The organism is Kitasatospora sp. NPDC127116 (assembly GCF_042677365.1).
Taxonomy (GTDB): Bacteria; Actinomycetota; Actinomycetes; order Streptomycetales; family Streptomycetaceae; genus Kitasatospora; species Kitasatospora lactacystinica.
The window spans coordinates 1-16,964 of record NZ_JBHXTL010000082.1 but is presented as its reverse complement, the minus strand read 5'-3'; the positions used below and the strand labels follow the sequence as shown (position 1 = coordinate 16,964).

Sequence of the window (16,964 nt, the reverse complement as noted above, 5' to 3'; positions counted from 1 at the left end):
CCCAAGCCCCGTTAAGGAGTCCGCGGATGCGCGTCCGTGACCTGCTCGCCCCCGGCGCCCCGCGACTGCGCCTGCTCGCGGCCGAGGAAGAGCTGGACCGGCAGGTCAGCGGCGTGATGACGACGGACCTCCAGGACCCGGGCCGCTACCTGCACGGCGGCGAACTGGTGCTCACCGGCATGCTCTGGCGCACCGTCCCGGCCGACTCCGAGCGTTTCGTCCGCACCCTGGCGGCCGGCGGCGCGGTGGCCCTGGCGGCCGGCGAGGCCGAGGTCGGCCCGGTGCCCGAGGACCTGGTCGAGGCCTGCCGGCGGCACCGGATGCCGCTGCTCGCCGTCCCCGACGACATCGCCTTCGGCACCGTCACCGAGTTCATCGGCCGCCAGGTCTCCGCGGACCGCGCGGCCGACCTCGCCGCCCTGGTCGACCGGCACCGCCTGCTGGTCTCGGCGGCCGGCGGCGGCGGACTGGACGCGGTGCTGGACCTGCTCGGCGGTGACCTCGACCTGGACTGCTGGGTGCTCACCCCGACCGGCGCGGTGATCGCCGGCCCCGCCGAACGGCTCTCCGCCCAGGACCGCGACCAGCTGGTCCGCGCCCACCTCGCCGCCCAGCGCCAGCGCCGCCGCCCCCCGCACCGGGCCCGGCTGGCGGCCGGCTCCTACTCGCTGCTGCCCGCCCCGGTCTCCGCCGAGCACGACGCGCCGCTGGTGGACTGGGTGCTCGCGGTGGCCGGCGACGTCACCGAGTGGACCCCCAAGCGCCAGCAGCTCGCCGAGAACCTGGCCCGGCTGGTGGCCGCCGAGCGCCACCGCCGCGACGAGGGCCGCCGGCTGCGCCGCCGCCTCGCCGACGAGGTGCTCGCCCTGCTGCGCCGCGACGCCGACCCGGCCGAGATCAGCCGCACCCTGTACGCCTCCTCGGCGATGGCCGTCGGCTACGAGATCCCCGATCCCAAGTCCCGGGCGCAGGAAGGCTCCTGGCTGGTGCTCAGTGCCGAGGGCACCGGCCTGCCGGAGGGCACCGTACGGGCGGTGCTGGAGGAGGCGCTCGGCGGCGGCGCCGACCGGGCCCTGGTCGCCGGGACGGGCACCGGCGCCGTGGTGGTGCTGCCCGCCCCGGAGGGCCCGGTGCCCGCCGACGCCCTGCGCGAGCTGCTCGCCCCGCTGGAGGCCGGGCTCGGCTCGGAGGGCCGGATCACCCTCGGGGTCTCCGCCCCCGCCTCCGGGGCCGGCGGTCTGCGCGGCGCCCTGGAGGAGGCCCGGCACGCCCGCCGGATCGCCGCCTCCCGGGTCGGCCGGGTCTGCGTCGCGGGCCCCGAGGAGCTCGCCTCGCACGTGCTGCTGCTGGCCGCCGTCCCGGACGAGGTGCGCCGCGCCTTCCGCGGCCGGCTGCTGGACAAGGTGATCGCGTACGACATCGAGCACCAGGCGGACCTGGTCCGCACCCTGGAGGCCTTCCTGCGCTCGGACGGTTCCTGGACCCGTTGCGCCGCGCAGCTGCACGTCCACGTGAACACCCTGCGGTACCGGATCGGCCGGATCGAGGAGCTGACGGGGCGTGACCTCTCCCGGCTGGAGGACCGGGTGGACTTCTACCTGGCGCTGGAGCTGGCCTGACGCCGCGCCCGGACATGCGGCAGGGCCCGGCGGGGCCGCGGGGGGGGGGGGGCCCGCCCCGACGGGTGGCCGCGGCCCGCCCGCCCCCTGGGCCCGGGTGTACGAGGTGAGCCCCAGGAAGGCGGGCCGGGCCAACTTCTTCCACTGCTCGGTGGTGTGCGGGCCGGTGCCCTCCTCGACCTGGACGGTGGTCGGGGCCTTGGCTGCGGCGCGGATCGCCTCGCCGTCCTCGTAGCCGTCGCCCTTGGAACCGCTGACCAGCAGGGCGACCTTCGGCGGCTGCGGGGCGGTCTTCAGGATGTTGACCGGGTTGTTGGCCTCGCGCAGCTTGGCGTCCTTGCCGACCAGGGAGTCCGGCTCCTGGGCCGGGTCGTTGTAGCCGGACATCGCGATGGCGGCCCGGTACCGGTTGGGGTGGGACAGCGACAGCTTGGCGGCGCAGTGCGCGCCGGCCGAGTAGCCGGCGATCGCCCAGCGGTCCGCGGACGGGTCCGCCCGGAAGTTGTCCAGCACCATCTGCGGGACGTCGCGGGTGACCCAGGCGTCGGCGTTGATCTTGCCGGGGATGTCGGTGCAGCCCGCGTCCTGGTTGTTCAGCAGCTTCGTGCGGGGCGAGACCAGGATGAACGGGGCGACCTTGCCCTGCTGCATCAGCGGCTTGAGCTGCTCGGAGACCTTGAGGGTGCCGTACCAGGTGGAGGAGGAGCCGGGGTAGCCCGGGATCAGCTCGACCACGGGGAACTTCTTGTCCTTGAACGCCGGGTCGTTGTACTGCGGCGGCAGCCAGACCAGCACCTCGCCGTCGACCCCGGACACCTGGCCCTTGAGCTCGGTCCGCTGCACGTCGTTCGGGACGAGCGGGTCGTTCACGCCGCCGAAGCTCTGCTTGACCTTCGGCGGCTCCTTGGCGGCCTCACCGCCCTGGCCCGCCGTGGCGGCCGGGTCGACCGGCGCCAGGACGGGCACCGCGCGGACGTGGTTCCCGGTGCCGAGCAGGTCGTCCCAGTTGCCGTAGATCAGGTTGGCGTTGTTGACCATCACGAAGACCATCAGGACGGCCGTGACCTGGCAGAACATGATCATGACGATCCGGGTGAGGTAGCGCACCGGCTGCGGGCCGCCGACCTTCCCCCAGAACAGCAGCGCCACTGTGATGGACACCGGCACCAGGATGACGGTGAGGAGGAAGAATGGCGTACCTGTCAGTTCCATCGAGTTCTCGTATCGGGTCGCACGCCGCCCGGGCCCCACTCGCCCGAACGCACGTCAATGGCATCAGACGGTGATGGACCGATGATCGGTTGCCGTCCGAATCTGTGCGGAACCTGAGAGGAACATCACGTTCTCGCGATGAACCCGTTCGGATCGGCGCCTAAGTCTGCCACCCGGACAGACGTCGTCCGGACCAGATGTTCAGCGAACTACCAGGAAAGGTCCCCCGGGGCACCTTACCTCCCAGGCCATTGGGCCTGCCGGGCGAGGCGGTGCGATCCCGCGCGACCAGGGAAGGGAGACTATGGGGATGAGCATCACCCGCTTTCGCCCGTCCCGCCGCTTCTGGCCCGTGTGCGCCGTCCTGGCACTCGCGGTCACCGCGGCCGGTTGCAGCAGTACCGGAGGCAGACGCGCCGAGGAGGCCCGCGCCAAGGCCGCGGCCACCGGCGGCAGCGCCGTCACCACCCCGCGTTGGAAGGTCGCCATGGTGACCCACGCCGGAGCCGGCGACGCCTTCTGGGACACTGTGCGCAAGGGCGCCGAGCAGGCCGCCGCCAAGGACAACATCACCTTCCTGTACTCCAACGACGCGCAGACCCAGAACCAGGTCCAGCTCGTCCAGGCCGCCATCGACCAGAAGGTCGACGGCCTGCTGGTCACCCTCGCCAAGGGCGACGCCATGGCCGACGTCCTCGGCAAGGCCGAGGCCGCGGGCATCCCCGTGATCACCATCAACTCCGGCCAGGAGTTCTCGCAGAAGTTCGGCGCGCTGACCCACATCGGCCAGGACGAGTCCACCGCCGGCCAGGCGGCCGGTGCCGAGCTGGCCTCGCGCGGCCGCAAGAACGTGCTCTGCGTGATCCACGAGCAGGGCAACGTCGGTCAGGAGCAGCGCTGCTCCGGAGCCCGGTCCAAGGCCGGCGGCGCCTTCCAGGTGCTCTACGTCAACGGCGTCGACATGCCCGACGCCCGCGCCGCGATCTCCGCCAAGCTCCAGGCCGACCCGGCCATCGACACCGTGCTCACCCTCTCCGGCCCGATGGCCGCCACCGGTCTCCAGGCCGTCCAGGACGCCCGCCGCAGCGTCGAGCTGGACACCTTCGACCTGGGCACCCAGGTGGTGTCCGGGCTCAAGTCCGGCAGCGTCGGCTTCGCCGTCGACCAGCAGCCCTACCTCCAGGGCTACACGGGCGTCGACCTGATCTGGCTGTACAAGTACAACCTGAACATGCTCGGGGGCGGCAAGCCCGTCGAGACCGGTCCGCAGATCCTGACCAAGGACAACGCCGACGCGCTCGCCGAGTACGTCGCGAGGGGGACCAGGTGAGCAGCCCCGACCTCCTCGCCCACGACGGCCTGGTCGACGGCCGCCCGGCGGCCCTGCGGCGGCTCCTCGCCCGCCCCGAGCTGGGCGCGCTGATCGCCGCCGTCGCGGTCTTCGCGGTCTTCGCCGCCGTCGCCGAACCCTTCCTGCGGGTCTCCTCGCTGGGCACCGTGCTGTACGCGGCCTCCACCATCGGGATCATGGCGGTGCCGGTCTCGCTGCTGATGATCGGCGGCGAGTTCGACCTCTCGGCCGGCGTACTGGTCACCACCGCGGCGCTGACCTCCTCGATGGTCTCGTACCAGTTCACCGCGGTGACCTGGGTCGGCGTGCTGGTCTCGCTGGCGACCACGCTGGCCGTCGGCTGGTTCAACGGGTGGATGCTCGGCCGCACCAGGCTGCCCAGCTTCATCGTCACGCTCGGCACCTTCCTGATGCTGACCGGCGCCAACCTGGGCGTCACCAAGGCGATCTCCGGCACCGTCTCCACCAAGTCGATCTCCGACATGGAGGGCTTCGCCTCCTGCCGCTGGCTGTTCGCCTCCGAGGTGACCGTCGGCGGGCTGACGATCAAGGCCACCGTCTGGTGGTGGCTCGGCCTGCTCGCGGTCGGCAGCTGGGTGCTGCTGCGCACCCGCTTCGGCAACTGGATCTTCGCGGTCGGCGGCGACGCGGAGGCGGCCCGCGCGGTCGGCGTGCCGGTCGCCCGGACGAAGACCCTGCTCTACCTGGGCGTCGGCTTCGGCGCCTGGGTGCTCGGCCAGCACCTGCTGTTCTCCTTCGACACCGTGCAGTCCGGCGAGGGCGTCGGCAACGAGCTGATCTACATCGTCGCGGCCGTCATCGGCGGCTGCCTGATCACCGGCGGCTACGGCTCGGTGGTCGGCTCCGCGCTCGGCGCGCTGATCTTCGGCATGGTCAGCAAGGGGATCATCTACGCCCAGTGGAACCCGGACTGGTTCAAGTTCTTCCTCGGTGCGATGCTGCTGCTGGCCGCGCTGCTGAACGCCTACGTCAAGCGCCGGGCCGAGCGGGGGCCGCGATGAGCACGGACATGACGAGCGCGGCCGCGGCGGGCACCGAACTGCTCTCCCTGGAAGGCGTCGGCAAGAGCTACGGCACCGTCCGCGCGCTGCAGGACGTCTCGCTGACCCTGCGGGCCGGCGAGATCAGCTGCGTGCTCGGCGACAACGGGGCCGGCAAGTCCACCCTGATCAAGATCATCGCGGGGCTGCACCAGCACGACGAGGGCACCTTCACCGTCGGCGGCGAGGAGGTCCGCCTGGACTCCCCGCGCCAGGCCCTGGAGCGCGGCATCGCCACCGTCTACCAGGACCTCGCGGTCGTCCCGCTGATGCCGGTCTGGCGCAACTTCTTCCTCGGCTCCGAGCGGGGCACGCGCCGCTGGGGCGGCCTGCGGCTGGACGCCGACGGGATGCGCGCCACCACCCGCGAGGCGCTCGCCAGGATGGGCATCGACCTGTACGACGTCGACCGGCCGATCGGCACCCTCTCCGGCGGGCAGCGCCAGTGCGTGGCCATCGCCCGCGCGGTGCACTTCGGCGCCAGGGTGCTGATCCTGGACGAGCCCACCGCCGCGCTCGGCGTCAAGCAGTCCGGAGTGGTGCTCAAGTACGTCACCGCCGCCCGCGACGCCGGGCTCGGGGTCGTGCTGATCACCCACAACCCGCACCACGCGTACCTGGTCGGCGACCACTTCACCCTGCTCAAGCGGGGCCGGATGGCGGGCAGCCACCCGCGGGCCGAGATCGGCCTCGAACAGCTCACCACCGAGATGGCCGGGGGCTCCGACCTCGCCGAGCTCTCGCACGAGCTGGCCCGGCCCTCCGTTTCCGACCCCAGCGACCCCGACCCCCGTGACCCCGACCCAGGCGAGGAGCGTCCGCAGCCGTGACCGGCTCCCAAGGCAGCACCCGGCCACCCGTCCTGCCCACCCTGCTCGGCCTCGGCCCGCGCGCCGAGCGCCGACGCCGCGCCCTGCCCGCCGGGATACTGCGGCTGCCCACCATCGGCGTCGACATCGGCGGCACCAAGGTGGTCGCCGGGGTGGTGGACGGCGAGGGCAAGGTGCTGGAGAAGCTGCGCACGGACACGCCGCACAAGAGCAAGAGCCCCAAGGTGGTCGAGGACGTCATCGTCGAGCTGGTGCTCCAGCTCGCCGACCGGCACGACGTCCACGCCGTCGGCATCGGCGCGGCCGGCTGGGTCGACGCCGACCGCTCCAAGGTGCTGTTCGCCCCGCACCTCAACTGGCGCAACGAGCCGCTCCGGGAGGCGCTCAGCGAGCGGCTGCGCTTCCCGGTGATCGTGGAGAACGACGCCAACGCGGCCGCCTGGGCCGAGTGGCGCTTCGGCGCCGGGCGCGGCGAGGACCACATGGTGATGCTCACCCTGGGCACCGGCATCGGCGGCGCGGTGGTCCGGGACGGCTACGTGGACCGCGGCAAGTACGGCCTGGCGGGCGAGTTCGGGCACATGCAGGTGCTGCCCGGCGGCCACCGCTGCCCGTGCGGCAACCGGGGCTGCTGGGAGCAGTACTCCTCCGGCAACGCGCTGGTGCGCGACGCGCGCGAGCTGGTCGCCGAGGAGTCGCCGGTGGTGCAGCCGCTGCTGGCCCGGGCGGGCGGCACGGTCGAGGGCATCACCGGCCCGCTGGTCACCGAGGCCGCCCAGGACGGCGACCCGACCGCGACCGAGCTGCTCTACGAGGTCGGCACCTGGCTCGGCGTCGGCATCGCCAACCTGGCCGCCGCGCTGGACCCCGGCCGCTTCGTCATCGGCGGCGGGGTCTCCGAGGCGGGCGACCTGCTGCTCGGCCCGGCCCGGGACACCTTCCGCCGCACCCTCACCGGGCGCGGGTTCCGCCCGGAGGCCGCCATCGTGCACGCCGCCCTCGGCAACGAGGCGGGCCTGGTCGGCGCGGCCGACCTGGCCCGGCAGGTGGCGCGGCGCTTCCGCACGATCAAGCGGCGGCGGGTGGAGCGCAGCGCGCTGTAGGCGGGGGCGGGGCGGTGCGGTTGTCGGATCATTCCTCCTGTGGAACAACTGATGAGTTGACGTCGACTCAGGAGGACTCGTATGAGAGCTCTGCCCCGCCTCGCGCCGTCTCTGTTACTCACCACCGCACTGGTCTGGTCCGGCGTCGGGCCGGCCGGCGCCGCGGCCCCGCCGTCGAAGGCGCCGGAGGCGGTGGGCTGGGGCGGTGCGGTGGCCACCGTCGACGCCGACGCCACCGCCGCCGGCATCGAGGTGCTGCGCAAGGGCGGCAACGCGGTCGACGCGGCCGTCGCCGCCGCCGCGGCCCTCGGGGTCACCGAGCCGTACTCCTCCGGCGTCGGCGGCGGCGGGTACTTCGTCTACTACGACCACGCCACCGGACGGGTGCACACCATCGACGGCCGCGAGACGGCCGGCCGCACCGCCGACAGCGGCCTGTTCCTGGAGGACGGCAAACCGCTGGCCTTCGCCGACGCCGTCACCAGCGGACTGTCCGTCGGAGTGCCCGGCACCCCCGCCACCTGGGACGCCGCGCTGCGCCACTGGGGCACCCGCTCGCTCGCCCAGAACCTCGAACCGGCCGAGCGGATCGCCGACAACGGCTTCGTCGTCGACGACACCTTCCGCAGCCAGACCGCCGACAACTACGCCCGGTTCAAGGACTTCCCGGCCACCGCCAAGCTCTACCTGCCGAACGGCAAACCCCCCGAGACCGGCAGCCTGCTGCGCAACCCCGACCTCGCCGCCACCTACCGGCTGCTCGCCAAGGACGGCGTCAAGGCCTTCTACCAGGGTGAGTTGGCCGGGGACATCGTCAACACCGTGCAGCACCCGCCGGTCGACCCGGCCTCCGGCCGCAACGCCCGCCCCGGCCGGGTCGACACCACCGACCTCGCCGACTACCGGGTCCGCGACCAGGCGCCCACCCACGTCTCCCACGGCGCCTACGACGTCTACGCGATGGCCCCCTCCAGCTCCGGCGGTACCACCGTCGGCGAGGCGCTCAACATCCTGGAGGACGGCGGCGACGTCTCCGCGTACAGCAGCACCCAGTACTACCACCACTTCCTGGAGGCCTCCCGGATCGCCTTCGCCGACCGCAACCGCTGGGTCGGCGACCCGGCCTTCAACGACGTCCCCACCAAGCAGCTGCTCTCCGAGCGCTACGCCGCCTCCCGGGCCTGCCTGATCAGCCCGGACCACGCGCTCACCAGCCCGCTCGCCCCCGGCGACCCGCGCCACCCGGCCCCCTGCGCCGACACCGGCCAGGCCGTCGCCGAGCCGTACGAGGGCCCCAACACCACCCACCTGACGGTCGCCGACCGCTGGGGCGACATCGTCTCCTACACGCTCACCATCGAGCAGACCGGCGGCAGCGGCATCACCGTCCCCGGCCGGGGCTTCCTGCTCAACAACGAGCTGACCGACTTCGACTTCACCCCGCTCGCGCCCGGCGTCCCCGACCCCAACCTGCCGGGCCCGGGCAAGCGGCCGCGCTCCTCGATGTCCCCGACGATCGTGCTGCGCGACGGCGAGCCGGTGCTCGCGACCGGCAGCCCCGGCGGCGCGACCATCATCACCACCACCCTCCAGGTGCTGCTCGGGCGGCTCGACCGCGGCCTGAGCCTGGAGCAGGCCATCGCCGCGCCGCGCGCCAGCCAGCGCAACGGCGCCACGACCCAGGCCGAGCCCGGCTTCCTGGCGCTGCCCGAGCGGGCAGCGCTGGAGGGCCTCGGACAGAGCTTCGTCAACGGCGGCGAGATCGGCGCCGCCACCGGCGTGGAACGGCTGCCGGACGGCCGCTGGGTGGCCGCCGCCGAACCCGTGCGGCGCGGCGGCGGCTCGGCCGCGGTGGTCCGGCCCGCGCGCTGATCGGGCCGGACTGTCGGTGCCGGACGGTATGTTCGGGGTGGGCCTCCCGCGCGAGGGCGGCCCACCCCGTCCGCATGCCCGTCCGCACCGAACCACCGGGAAGGCCGCCCGCCGTGACCGTCCGCATCGCCACCTGGAACATCAACTCCGTCACCGCGCGGCTGCCCAAGCTCCTGGAGTGGCTGGAGAGCGCCAAGCCCGACGTGCTCTGCCTCCAGGAGCTCAAGTGCGCGGCCGACGCCTTCCCGTACGAGGCGGTCCGCGAGCTCGGCTACGAGACGGCCGCGCACGGCAACGGCCGCTGGAACGGCGTCGCGATCGTCTCCCGGATCGGCCTGGACGACGTCGTGCGCGGCCTGCCCGACCAGCCCGGCTACCTCGCCGACGGCGCCCTGCTGCCCGAGGTCGAGCCGCGCGCCGTCGCCGCCACCTGCGGCCCGGTCCGGGTCTGGTCGGTCTACGTGCCCAACGGCCGCGAGGTCGGCCACCCGCACTACGAGTACAAGCTGGAGTGGCTGGAGGCGCTGCGCAAGGCCGCCACCGAGGACGCCGCGGGCTCCCGCCCGTTCGCCGTCCTCGGGGACTTCAACATCGCCCCCACCGACGAGGACGTCTTCGACGCCGCCGCCTTCGAGGGCCTCACCCACGTCACCCCGGTCGAGCGCGCCGCGCTGACGTCCCTCGGCGAGATCGGCCTCCAGGACGTGCTGCCCCGCCCGCTCAAGTACGACCGCCCCTACACCTACTGGGACTACCGCCAGCTGGCCTTCCCGAAGAACCGGGGCATGCGGATCGACCTCACCTACGCCAACAAGCCCTTCGCCGACGCCGTCACCGACAGCTACGTGGACCGCGAGGCCCGCAAGGGCAAGGGAACCTCGGACCACGCGCCGGTCGTGGTGGACCTGGACCTCGACGTCTGAGCCGCGCCGCGGACGTCACGCCGGGTCACGGGCCGTAACCCGAACGGTCGTGAGCACTGGCCGAGCGCGGGGCGGGTGCCTACCGTCGGTGAATGACCGGGTGCAGTCGCTCGACCAGGTGGACATGGGAGTCCCCGGCTGCGCCCGAGAATCCCGGAGGTTCCGGCATGCGCCCCACGTGTACGGCCGCCGCCGTCCTGATCGGCGCGACGGCGCTGACCGGCCTGACGGCCCCCCTCGCATCCGCCAGGGACGGCTCGGCCTCGGTCAGCCCGTCCCGGGCCGCACCGGGCCAGACCGTGACGGTCACGGTCTCCTGCGAGAAGTCGGACAAGCCCGACGCCAGGACCATCACCGCCCGCTCCGCCGCCTTCGAGGGCGGTCCGGCGACCCTCACCCTGGGCCCCGACGGCAAGCACAGCGGCTCCGCCCGACTGGCCGGCCAGCACGCCGGGGACAGCAAGGTCGACGGCACCTGCCCGGACGGCGGCGCCTTCGCGACCACCGTCACGGTCGCCACCGCGACCTCCACCACCCCGGACAGGAGCACCGACAAGGACGCCCGGACGGACCCCGACAAGAGCCTCGGCGAATGGGGCGAGGCCGCGGGGGAGTGGGCCGGTTCGCTCGGGCAGTCCGGCGCCGGCAGCCAGCAGGTCGCCCCGCACGGCGCGGTGCAGACCGGCCTCGGCGGCTCGGTCGCGGCGAACCCGGCGGAGCTGGCCGGCGGCCTCGCGCTGGTCGCCGGCGGTGTCGGCGGCTTCTGGCTGCTGCGGAGGCGCGGTGCCTGACGGCCCCGCCGCCGCGTGCCCGCGCGCCCCTGCGCCGCGCCGCCGGACCCCGACGGGACCGGCGGCGCGGCGGCGGGTCAGACGGTTCGCGGCGCGGCGCCGCCGTGGCCCCAGCCGGCCTCGAAGCCCTCGACGCCCTCGCGGTGCAGCCGGTCCTGGTGCCGGAGGGTGCCGTCGGCCAGCAGGTACTGGGCCAGCACATAGGTCGCCATGATCCAGAACTGATGGCCCGGCAGCTCCCGCCACTTCGCCAGCTGGGTGGCGATCAACGTGTCGGAGAGCAGGAACAGCGCCCCGCCCAGCCCGGTCCGCCAGCCCAGCCCGGCCGAGGTGACGGCCGTCGAGGCGAGCAGCAGGCTGTAGCCCGCCACCGGGACGCGCAGGTCCCCGAGGTCCGGCCAGAGCTGCCCGACCAGGGTCACCCAGGCCGTCGCGTACGCGGCCGCGACCATCAGCGCCCGGCGGCGGTCGGTGAGCGCGCCGCGCTTGACGAACATCGTCACGTAGCAGACGTGCGCCGCCGCGAACGAGCCCATGCCCGCGAGGAACGCGGGATCGTTCTTCAGCTGGAGCAGCACGTCCCCGCCCGCGCTCAGCAGCAGGGCCGGCGCCAGCAGCTTCGGCGCCTCCTGCCCGGCCTTCCTGGCCGCCGCCACGCTCTGGGCCGCCAGCAGCGGCATCAGGGCCGGCTTGGTGGCGTTCTGGAGCACCGAGGCGCCGGAGACGATCGCGCCCAGGTGCGCCGCCGAGGTGGCCGCGAAGCCGCCCAGCAGGCCGGTGGCCGAGCGCAGGCGTGCCCCGAGGCCGGCGCGGTCGGTGGTACGGACAGTCATGCGTGCGCCTCTCGGTGATCCGCTGCTTCGGACCGACCCTAGAGGAGCCGGACCGGCGGCGGAAGGGCGGGTTACCGGTGCGTAACCCCGGTGGGCGGAGCCGGATGACGGGGCGGCCGGCAGGCGGAGCGCGGGCGACCGCTTCGAGGGCTCCTGCGGAGAGTTCCTCAGGAGGGCGGTTGCTGCCGACGGGTGGCCCGGGCACCGTCTAGTCTGGACCCCGACATGGATCAGCAGGACTACGCGGTCGGCGCCACCCGGGTGGCCGGCAGGCCGGACGGACGCGCGGGCGGGGCAGGACGGGGAACCGCCCACGCCGTCCTCGCCGTACGCGAAGCCGGTCCTGACGGCGGTCCCGCTGCCGGCTCCGCCACCGGTTCCGCCGGCGGACCTGGAACCGGCCCCGCCGACAGGGGACCTGGGACGGGCGCGGCGAGCGGTGCCGACGACGTGCGGGTGACCGACCCCCCGGCCGCCGACGTGACGCTCTCGCCCGATCCGGGGCTGCTGCGCCTGGCCCACTGGTTCGCCGCCGCCGCCCCCGGCACCGCCGACGACCTCTGCGCCGCCTCCTTCGGCCTCTACCCCGCCCGCCACCTCGGCGCCGCCGCCGAGCCCGCCGCCGATCCCGGCGTCAGCTGGTGGCACGGTCCCACCGCGCACTCGGCCGTGCCGGCGCGCCTCCGGGAGGACCGCACCGAGGGCGGCCTGCGCCGCGCCCGGCGCGACGACGCCGCGCTGCCCGTCGTCCGGTCAGGTGCCAAGCCGGGCAGGCCGGGTCGGCACCGCAGGCCCGAGCCCACGCGGGTGACGCCGCCCACCGTCGTGGCCCAGGACCGTTCCGGCGAGGAGATCCCCTCGGCCGAACGCCGGATCGCCGCCCGGCTGTTGCTCGCCCATCCGCTGGTCACCGCCTCCGGTCCGCACGCCGACGGCTTCCCGCTGATCCGCCGTCACCGGGACTGGCTGGCCGAACGGTTCGACACCCTGCTCGGCTACCGCCTCGTCGTCGGCCCCTGGCACGCCCGGCTCTGCAAGGCCGGCCTCGGCCCCGACGCCGCCCGCCGCCTCGAACACCCCGTCACCGGGGCGCCGTTCACCCCGGCAGGGTACGCCCAACTCGCCCTCGCACTGGCCCTGTTGGTCGACGCCCCGGAGGAGCTGGACTACCGGCGGCTGCTCGACGCGATGGGCGCCGCCGCTCCCGAACTCACCGCCGAACCGGCCGACCTCGCGATGGCGCTGGCCGCGCTGGCCGGCTGGCAGGTGCTCGGCGAGCTGCCGCCCGACCCGGCCGACGGCTCCTTCGTGCTGACCGTGGACCGCGAACTCGCCCGTGCCGTCCCGGCCGGCCCGCCCGCCCTCGCCGACGACCCCGCCGACCTGATCCGCCGCGCCGCCGACGCCGAGCCCGCCACCGCCGTCCGCCGGCTGCTCGCCGAGACACCCGCCGTCCTGGCCGCCGACCTCCCCGAGGACCACCGGGCCTGGCTGCAGGACCACCGGCTCAGCGGCCCGGCGGCGCTCGCCGAGTTCCTCGGCCTGGAGGCCGAGCTGCGGGCCGAGGGCGTCGCCCTGCTCGACCCGGCCGCCGAACTCACCGACCTCGCCCTCCCCGGTGCCGACACCGTCGCCCAGGCCGCCCTGCTGCTGGTCGAGCGCCTGGTCGAGGAGGTCCGCCCGCTGCCCGGCGAGGCGGTGGCCGGAGACGTCCCGATCCCGGACGCGCTGATAGACGGCGTCCTCGGCGACATCGCCGACGAGTACGGGCTGCCCGCCCGCTACCTCGCCGACCGCACCGCCCTGCGGCGAGACGCCCTCGACCTGCTCCACCGCCTCGCCCTGATGGCCCCCACCCCCCACCCGACCCGGCCCCCGGCCTGGCGCCTGCGCCCCCCGGCCGCCCGCTACGCCCCGGCTCCCGACCTCCACCCCACCCCCGGCAACGGCCGCCACTCGCGCCCCGGCCCGCTGGTCCCGCCCCCGGCCGGCCCCCGCGCCGAGCAGCGGGCGTAGCGGGGGACGCCGCTCTCCGGCGGCGGGGCCCGGCTCGGGCGGAGGGCGCGACGGGCTCGGGCCGGGAAGCATGGTGGCTCCGGGCCGGGAAACGCGACGGGCTCGGGCCGGGGAGCGTGGTGGTTCCGGACCGGGAGAGCAAGAAGCACCGGGTCCGGGGCGGGACCGCGGTGCCGGGCGGGGCGGTTGCTACTTGCTGGCGGAGGCGCTGGCCAGGGGGCCGTGTTCGACGGTTTCCACGGTGGCGCCGACGCCCAGGGTGCCGAGGGCGATGGAGACGAGGACGGCGGTGGCGGCGAGCAGCCGGCGGTGCCGTTGGGGCAGGGGGAAGCGCGGTTCCTGGTGGGGCGCCTGAGGGTTGGCGTTCATGACAGGGAGGTTTCCAGGGCGGCGTGAACGGTCGGTACGCGCGGGTGAAGTCCCGAGGGGGGTTTGGCGTCGGTTGGCCGCACACGCCCCAACCGTCGCCGGCCGGGGCGTATGCGCAGGTCAGCGGCGTGTGCCGGACTCGCCGACGGCCTCCCGGACGGCGTCCCGCAGGCCGTGCGGCGGCCGGAAGCGGGAGGGTGCGGCGGCCGGGTCCTCGCGGAGCTCCTTCACCAGCGAGACGCACAGCAGCAGCATCACCACCACGAACGGCAGCGCGACCAGGATCGTCGCGTTCTGCAGCGCGGTCAGCCCGCCGGCCAGCAGCAGGGCCGCCGCGACCCCGCCCATCAGCACGCCCCAGACCACCACCAGCCAGGTCCGCGGATGCAGCGAGCCCCGGCTGGAGAGCGAGCCGAGCACCAGCGAGGCCGAGTCGGCGCTGGTGATGAAGAAGGTCATCACCAGCAGCACCGCGACCACGCTGGTCACCGAGCCGAGCGGCAGCGAGCGCAGCATTTCGAACAGTGAGGCCTCCGGGCCCTGCGGGATGGTCGCGACCAGGTCGGCCGCACCGGTGGTGACCAGCCGGATCGCGGTGCCGCCCATCACGCAGAACCAGATGACCGTCGCCCCGCTGGGCACCAGCAGCACGCCGAGCAGGAACTGCCGGACGGTGCGGCCGCGCGAGATCCGGGCGATGAAGGTGCCGACGAAGGGCGCCCAGGAGAGCCACCAGGCCCAGTAGAAGATCGTCCAGGAGCCGAGCCAGCCCTCGTCGGTGAAGGCACCGGTCTGGGTGGACATGGCGAGCAGGTCGGAGAGGTAGCCGCCGACCGAGGAGGGGATCGCGTCCAGCACGAACACGGTCGGACCGACCACGAAGACGAAGACCATGATCAGCGAGGCGAGCACGACGTTCGCGGTGGAGAGCCACTTCACGCCCTTGTGCACCCCGGAGAACGCGGAGACCACGAACGCGGCGCTCAGCGAGGCGATGATGATCAGCTGGGCGTTCTGGGTGTTGCGGACGGACGAGATGTAGCCGAGCCCGTCGGCGACCTGGAGCGCGCCGAGGCCGAGGCTGGTCGCGGAGCCGAAGACGGTGGCGAACACGGCCAGCAGGTCGATCGTCCGCCCGGCCCAGCCGTCCGCGCCGCGCTGTCCGATCAGCGGGACGAAGGCGGCGGAGATCCGGTTGCCCCGGCCCTTGCGGAAGGTGGTGTAGGCGAGGGCCAGGCCGCCGACCGCGTAGATCGCCCACGGGTGCAGGGTCCAGTGGAAGAGCGAGAACTCCAGGGCCTGCTGGGCGGCGGCCGAGCTCTGCGGCTCCAGGCCGGAGCCGGGCTGCGGGGTGGCGAAGAGCTGGAGCGGCTCGCCGACGCCGTAGAACATCAGGCCGATGCCCATGCCGGCGCTGAACATCATGGCGATCCAGGCGACGGTGGAGAACTCGGGCTCGTCGTCGTCGCGGCCGAGCCGGATCCGGCCGAAGCGGCTGAACGCGAGCAGCAGGGCGACGACGAGGAAGACGTCGGCGGCCACCACGAACAGCCAGCCGAAGTTGTGCAGCACCCAGTCGAGCGCCGTGTCGGAGGTGCGGCCGAGCGAGTCCTCGGCGAAGACGCCCCACGCGACCACCGCCAGGACCAGGACGGCGCCGATGCCGAACACCGCCCGGTCGACCGGAAGGGTCGCGGCGGGTTCGTCGGGCTCCTTCGCGGGCGGGTCGGGCTGGGGCGGCTGGCTGCTCATCGGATGGACCTCTCGACATACTCGGCGCGTCCGGAGCGCTCGGACTGTCGGAACGCTCGGAACGCTCGGGATCAAGCTGTATGTCGCACTATGTCCAGTTCACTCCGCCGGTGGCGGGACGGCGCGCCGGGGGAGCGCCGGGTCGGGACCTACGTCCCGTCAGGCCGCCCGCCCCTCGCCGTAGTCGTGCGCGTGCCCGGAGTCGCGCGCGGTGGCGAGGCAGTGGGAGAGCGCCCGGCGGCTGCGGGAGAGGTCCTCGATCCGCGCGTCCAGGTCGGCGAGCTCGTCGTGCAGGGTGGCCAGCAGCTCCGGGCAGGCCTCCAGGACCGGGACGGGACCGGTGGCGCAGGGCAGCAGCTCGACGATGATCCGGGTGCTCAGACCGGCCGCGAGCAGACTGCGGATCTGCCACACCCGGACGGTGTCCTGCTCGCCGTACTCGCGGTGGCCGGCCGCCGTACGGTCCGGCCTGAGCAGGCCCTGCTCCTCGTAGTAGCGGAGCAGGCGGGTGGACACCCCGGTCAGGCGGGCGAGTTCTCCGATGCGCATGACCCGGCGAACGACGCCGCTCGCCGGGGTGTTCCCCGGGGGGCGGTCAGCCCTTGAGGAACTCCAGTGCCACGTCGCGCAGTTCGCACGTCGGCGTGGGCGGCCGGCCAGGAGGTCCGGGAGAGCGGGGTGGCTGACATCGGGTGCTCCTTCGCGGGCCGGGGTTTCGCCGACAGCGGGAACGGTAGGTGTTCACACCAGTGAGAAGGTCGAGCCGGAGAGCGGGAGCCCGCCCGGGACAGCCTTCGGGTCCCGGCTCTGGTCGCGCGCACCGGCGAACCGTCCACGCCGACACGGAAGGAACGCCGTTCATGGACGACGAGGTCCGTACCCCGGACGAAGCAGCCCCGACGCAGGTCGCCGGGACCGCGGCCACCCCGACGCAGGACGCCCCGGCGCTGGATGCCCCGGAGCAGGACGCCCCGGCGCTGGATGCCCCGGACCAGGACGGCCCGGAGCAGGACGGCCCGGCGCAGCCCGTCCGGGACGACGGGGTGGACCGCCGGACGGTGCTGCGGATGGTCTCCGCCGCCGGGGTGCTCGTCGCGCCCGTCCCGGCCGCCCCGCTGCCCGCCGCGGGCCGGGCGGCCGCCGAGGAGGTGCCCGCGCCCGGCCCCCTGCCCGGGCCCGGTTCCCTGCCCGGGCCCGTGCCCGAGGAGGTGCCCGCGCCCGGCCCCCTGCCC

14 protein-coding genes and 2 pseudogenes are annotated in these 16,964 nt (G+C 74.3%); 11 read left to right on the top strand and 5 right to left on the bottom strand.

What is annotated here, in order from left to right; all coding sequences use genetic code 11:
• Positions 1-26: 26 nt before the first annotated feature.
• Positions 27-1,619, top strand: a complete 1,593-nt coding sequence (locus ACFVHV_RS28555) for a helix-turn-helix domain-containing protein (RefSeq protein ID WP_359911725.1) — start codon at positions 27-29, stop codon at positions 1,617-1,619.
• Between the two features lie 106 nt (positions 1,620-1,725).
• The gene (locus ACFVHV_RS28550) at positions 1,726-1,854 is read left to right on the top strand and encodes a hypothetical protein (protein ID WP_380354659.1); all 129 of its coding nucleotides are present in this window, start codon (positions 1,726-1,728) and stop codon (positions 1,852-1,854) included.
• A 23-nt stretch (positions 1,855-1,877) separates the two neighbouring features.
• Here ACFVHV_RS28550 and ACFVHV_RS28545 read toward each other — a convergent pair.
• Positions 1,878-2,657, bottom strand: a pseudogene (locus tag ACFVHV_RS28545) (alpha/beta hydrolase); the annotation flags it as partial.
• A 484-nt stretch (positions 2,658-3,141) separates the two neighbouring features.
• On the opposite strand from ACFVHV_RS28545, the gene ACFVHV_RS28540 reads away from it, so the two are divergent.
• The 7 genes from ACFVHV_RS28540 (at position 3,142) to ACFVHV_RS28510 (ending at position 10,762) form a co-directional block, all read left to right on the top strand.
• Positions 3,142-4,161 (top strand): substrate-binding domain-containing protein, encoded by a 1,020-nt coding sequence (locus tag ACFVHV_RS28540; protein ID WP_359915496.1) that lies wholly within the window; start codon positions 3,142-3,144, stop codon positions 4,159-4,161.
• Positions 4,158-5,204 (top strand): ABC transporter permease, encoded by a 1,047-nt coding sequence (locus tag ACFVHV_RS28535; RefSeq protein ID WP_359915494.1) that lies wholly within the window; start codon positions 4,158-4,160, stop codon positions 5,202-5,204. The genes ACFVHV_RS28540 and ACFVHV_RS28535 overlap by 4 nt, the downstream gene beginning before the upstream one ends.
• A gap of 8 nt (positions 5,205-5,212) precedes the next feature.
• Positions 5,213-6,073, top strand: coding sequence for an ATP-binding cassette domain-containing protein (locus ACFVHV_RS28530; protein WP_359915492.1), 861 nt, complete (start codon positions 5,213-5,215; stop codon positions 6,071-6,073).
• A complete protein-coding gene (locus ACFVHV_RS28525; RefSeq protein WP_380354654.1) occupies positions 6,070-7,176 on the top strand; it encodes an ROK family glucokinase in 1,107 nt (368 codons plus the stop codon). Before ACFVHV_RS28530 ends, ACFVHV_RS28525 begins: the two co-directional genes overlap by 4 nt.
• An 81-nt stretch (positions 7,177-7,257) precedes the next feature.
• Entirely contained in the window at positions 7,258-9,048 is a 1,791-nt protein-coding gene (gene ggt / locus ACFVHV_RS28520) for a gamma-glutamyltransferase (protein WP_359913308.1), read from the top strand.
• Positions 9,049-9,122: 74 nt separating this feature from the next.
• Complete coding sequence (locus ACFVHV_RS28515) at positions 9,123-9,971, top strand: exodeoxyribonuclease III (protein ID WP_359913305.1); 849 nt, start codon at positions 9,123-9,125, stop codon at positions 9,969-9,971.
• Positions 9,972-10,138: 167 nt separating this feature from the next.
• Positions 10,139-10,762 carry a hypothetical protein gene (locus ACFVHV_RS28510; RefSeq protein ID WP_380354650.1) on the top strand — a complete coding sequence of 208 codons (624 nt, stop codon included), beginning with the start codon at positions 10,139-10,141 and terminating at the stop codon, positions 10,760-10,762.
• A gap of 77 nt (positions 10,763-10,839) precedes the next feature.
• Here the strand turns inward: ACFVHV_RS28510 and ACFVHV_RS28505 are convergent, their stop codons facing one another.
• Positions 10,840-11,595 carry a lysoplasmalogenase gene (locus ACFVHV_RS28505; protein ID WP_380354647.1) on the bottom strand — a complete coding sequence of 252 codons (756 nt, stop codon included), beginning with the start codon at positions 11,593-11,595 and terminating at the stop codon, positions 10,840-10,842.
• Between the two features lie 456 nt (positions 11,596-12,051).
• Between ACFVHV_RS28505 and ACFVHV_RS28500 the strand changes: the two genes are divergently transcribed.
• Entirely contained in the window at positions 12,052-13,611 is a 1,560-nt protein-coding gene (locus ACFVHV_RS28500) for a DUF2398 family protein (RefSeq protein ID WP_380354644.1), read from the top strand.
• Between the two features lie 189 nt (positions 13,612-13,800).
• On the opposite strand, the gene ACFVHV_RS28495 is transcribed toward ACFVHV_RS28500, so the two are convergent.
• The 3 genes from ACFVHV_RS28495 to ACFVHV_RS28485 form a co-directional block, all read right to left on the bottom strand.
• Positions 13,801-13,980 (bottom strand): hypothetical protein, encoded by a 180-nt coding sequence (locus tag ACFVHV_RS28495; RefSeq protein WP_359913294.1) that lies wholly within the window; start codon positions 13,978-13,980, stop codon positions 13,801-13,803.
• 120 nt (positions 13,981-14,100) lie between these two features.
• Positions 14,101-15,732, bottom strand: coding sequence for a BCCT family transporter (locus ACFVHV_RS28490; RefSeq protein WP_359913291.1), 1,632 nt, complete (start codon positions 15,730-15,732; stop codon positions 14,101-14,103).
• Positions 15,733-15,891: 159 nt separating this feature from the next.
• On the bottom strand, positions 15,892-16,281 hold the full coding sequence (locus tag ACFVHV_RS28485) for a MerR family transcriptional regulator (RefSeq protein WP_380354640.1): 390 nt from the start codon (positions 16,279-16,281) through the stop codon (positions 15,892-15,894).
• Positions 16,282-16,592: 311 nt separating this feature from the next.
• Here ACFVHV_RS28485 and ACFVHV_RS28480 point away from each other — a divergent pair.
• Positions 16,593-16,964 (top strand): annotated as a pseudogene (locus ACFVHV_RS28480) (hypothetical protein); the annotation flags it as partial.

Bases quoted from the DNA above. Each gene is read 5' to 3' on its own strand.
- ggt (WP_359913308.1), top strand. From the start codon at position 7,258: ATGAGAGCTCTGCCCCGCCTCGCGCCGTCTCTGTTACTCACCACCGCA.
- ACFVHV_RS28515 (WP_359913305.1), top strand. From the start codon at position 9,123: ATGCCCGTCCGCACCGAACCACCGGGAAGGCCGCCCGCCGTGACCGTC.
- ACFVHV_RS28505 (WP_380354647.1), bottom strand. From the start codon at position 11,595: ATGACTGTCCGTACCACCGACCGCGCCGGCCTCGGGGCACGCCTGCGC.
- ACFVHV_RS28495 (WP_359913294.1), bottom strand. From the start codon at position 13,980: ATGAACGCCAACCCTCAGGCGCCCCACCAGGAACCGCGCTTCCCCCTG.
- ACFVHV_RS28485 (WP_380354640.1), bottom strand. From the start codon at position 16,281: ATGCGCATCGGAGAACTCGCCCGCCTGACCGGGGTGTCCACCCGCCTG.
- ACFVHV_RS28490 (WP_359913291.1), bottom strand. From the start codon at position 15,732: ATGAGCAGCCAGCCGCCCCAGCCCGACCCGCCCGCGAAGGAGCCCGAC.
- ACFVHV_RS28510 (WP_380354650.1), top strand. From the start codon at position 10,139: ATGCGCCCCACGTGTACGGCCGCCGCCGTCCTGATCGGCGCGACGGCG.
- ACFVHV_RS28540 (WP_359915496.1), top strand. From the start codon at position 3,142: ATGAGCATCACCCGCTTTCGCCCGTCCCGCCGCTTCTGGCCCGTGTGC.
- ACFVHV_RS28555 (WP_359911725.1), top strand. From the start codon at position 27: ATGCGCGTCCGTGACCTGCTCGCCCCCGGCGCCCCGCGACTGCGCCTG.
- ACFVHV_RS28530 (WP_359915492.1), top strand. From the start codon at position 5,213: ATGACGAGCGCGGCCGCGGCGGGCACCGAACTGCTCTCCCTGGAAGGC.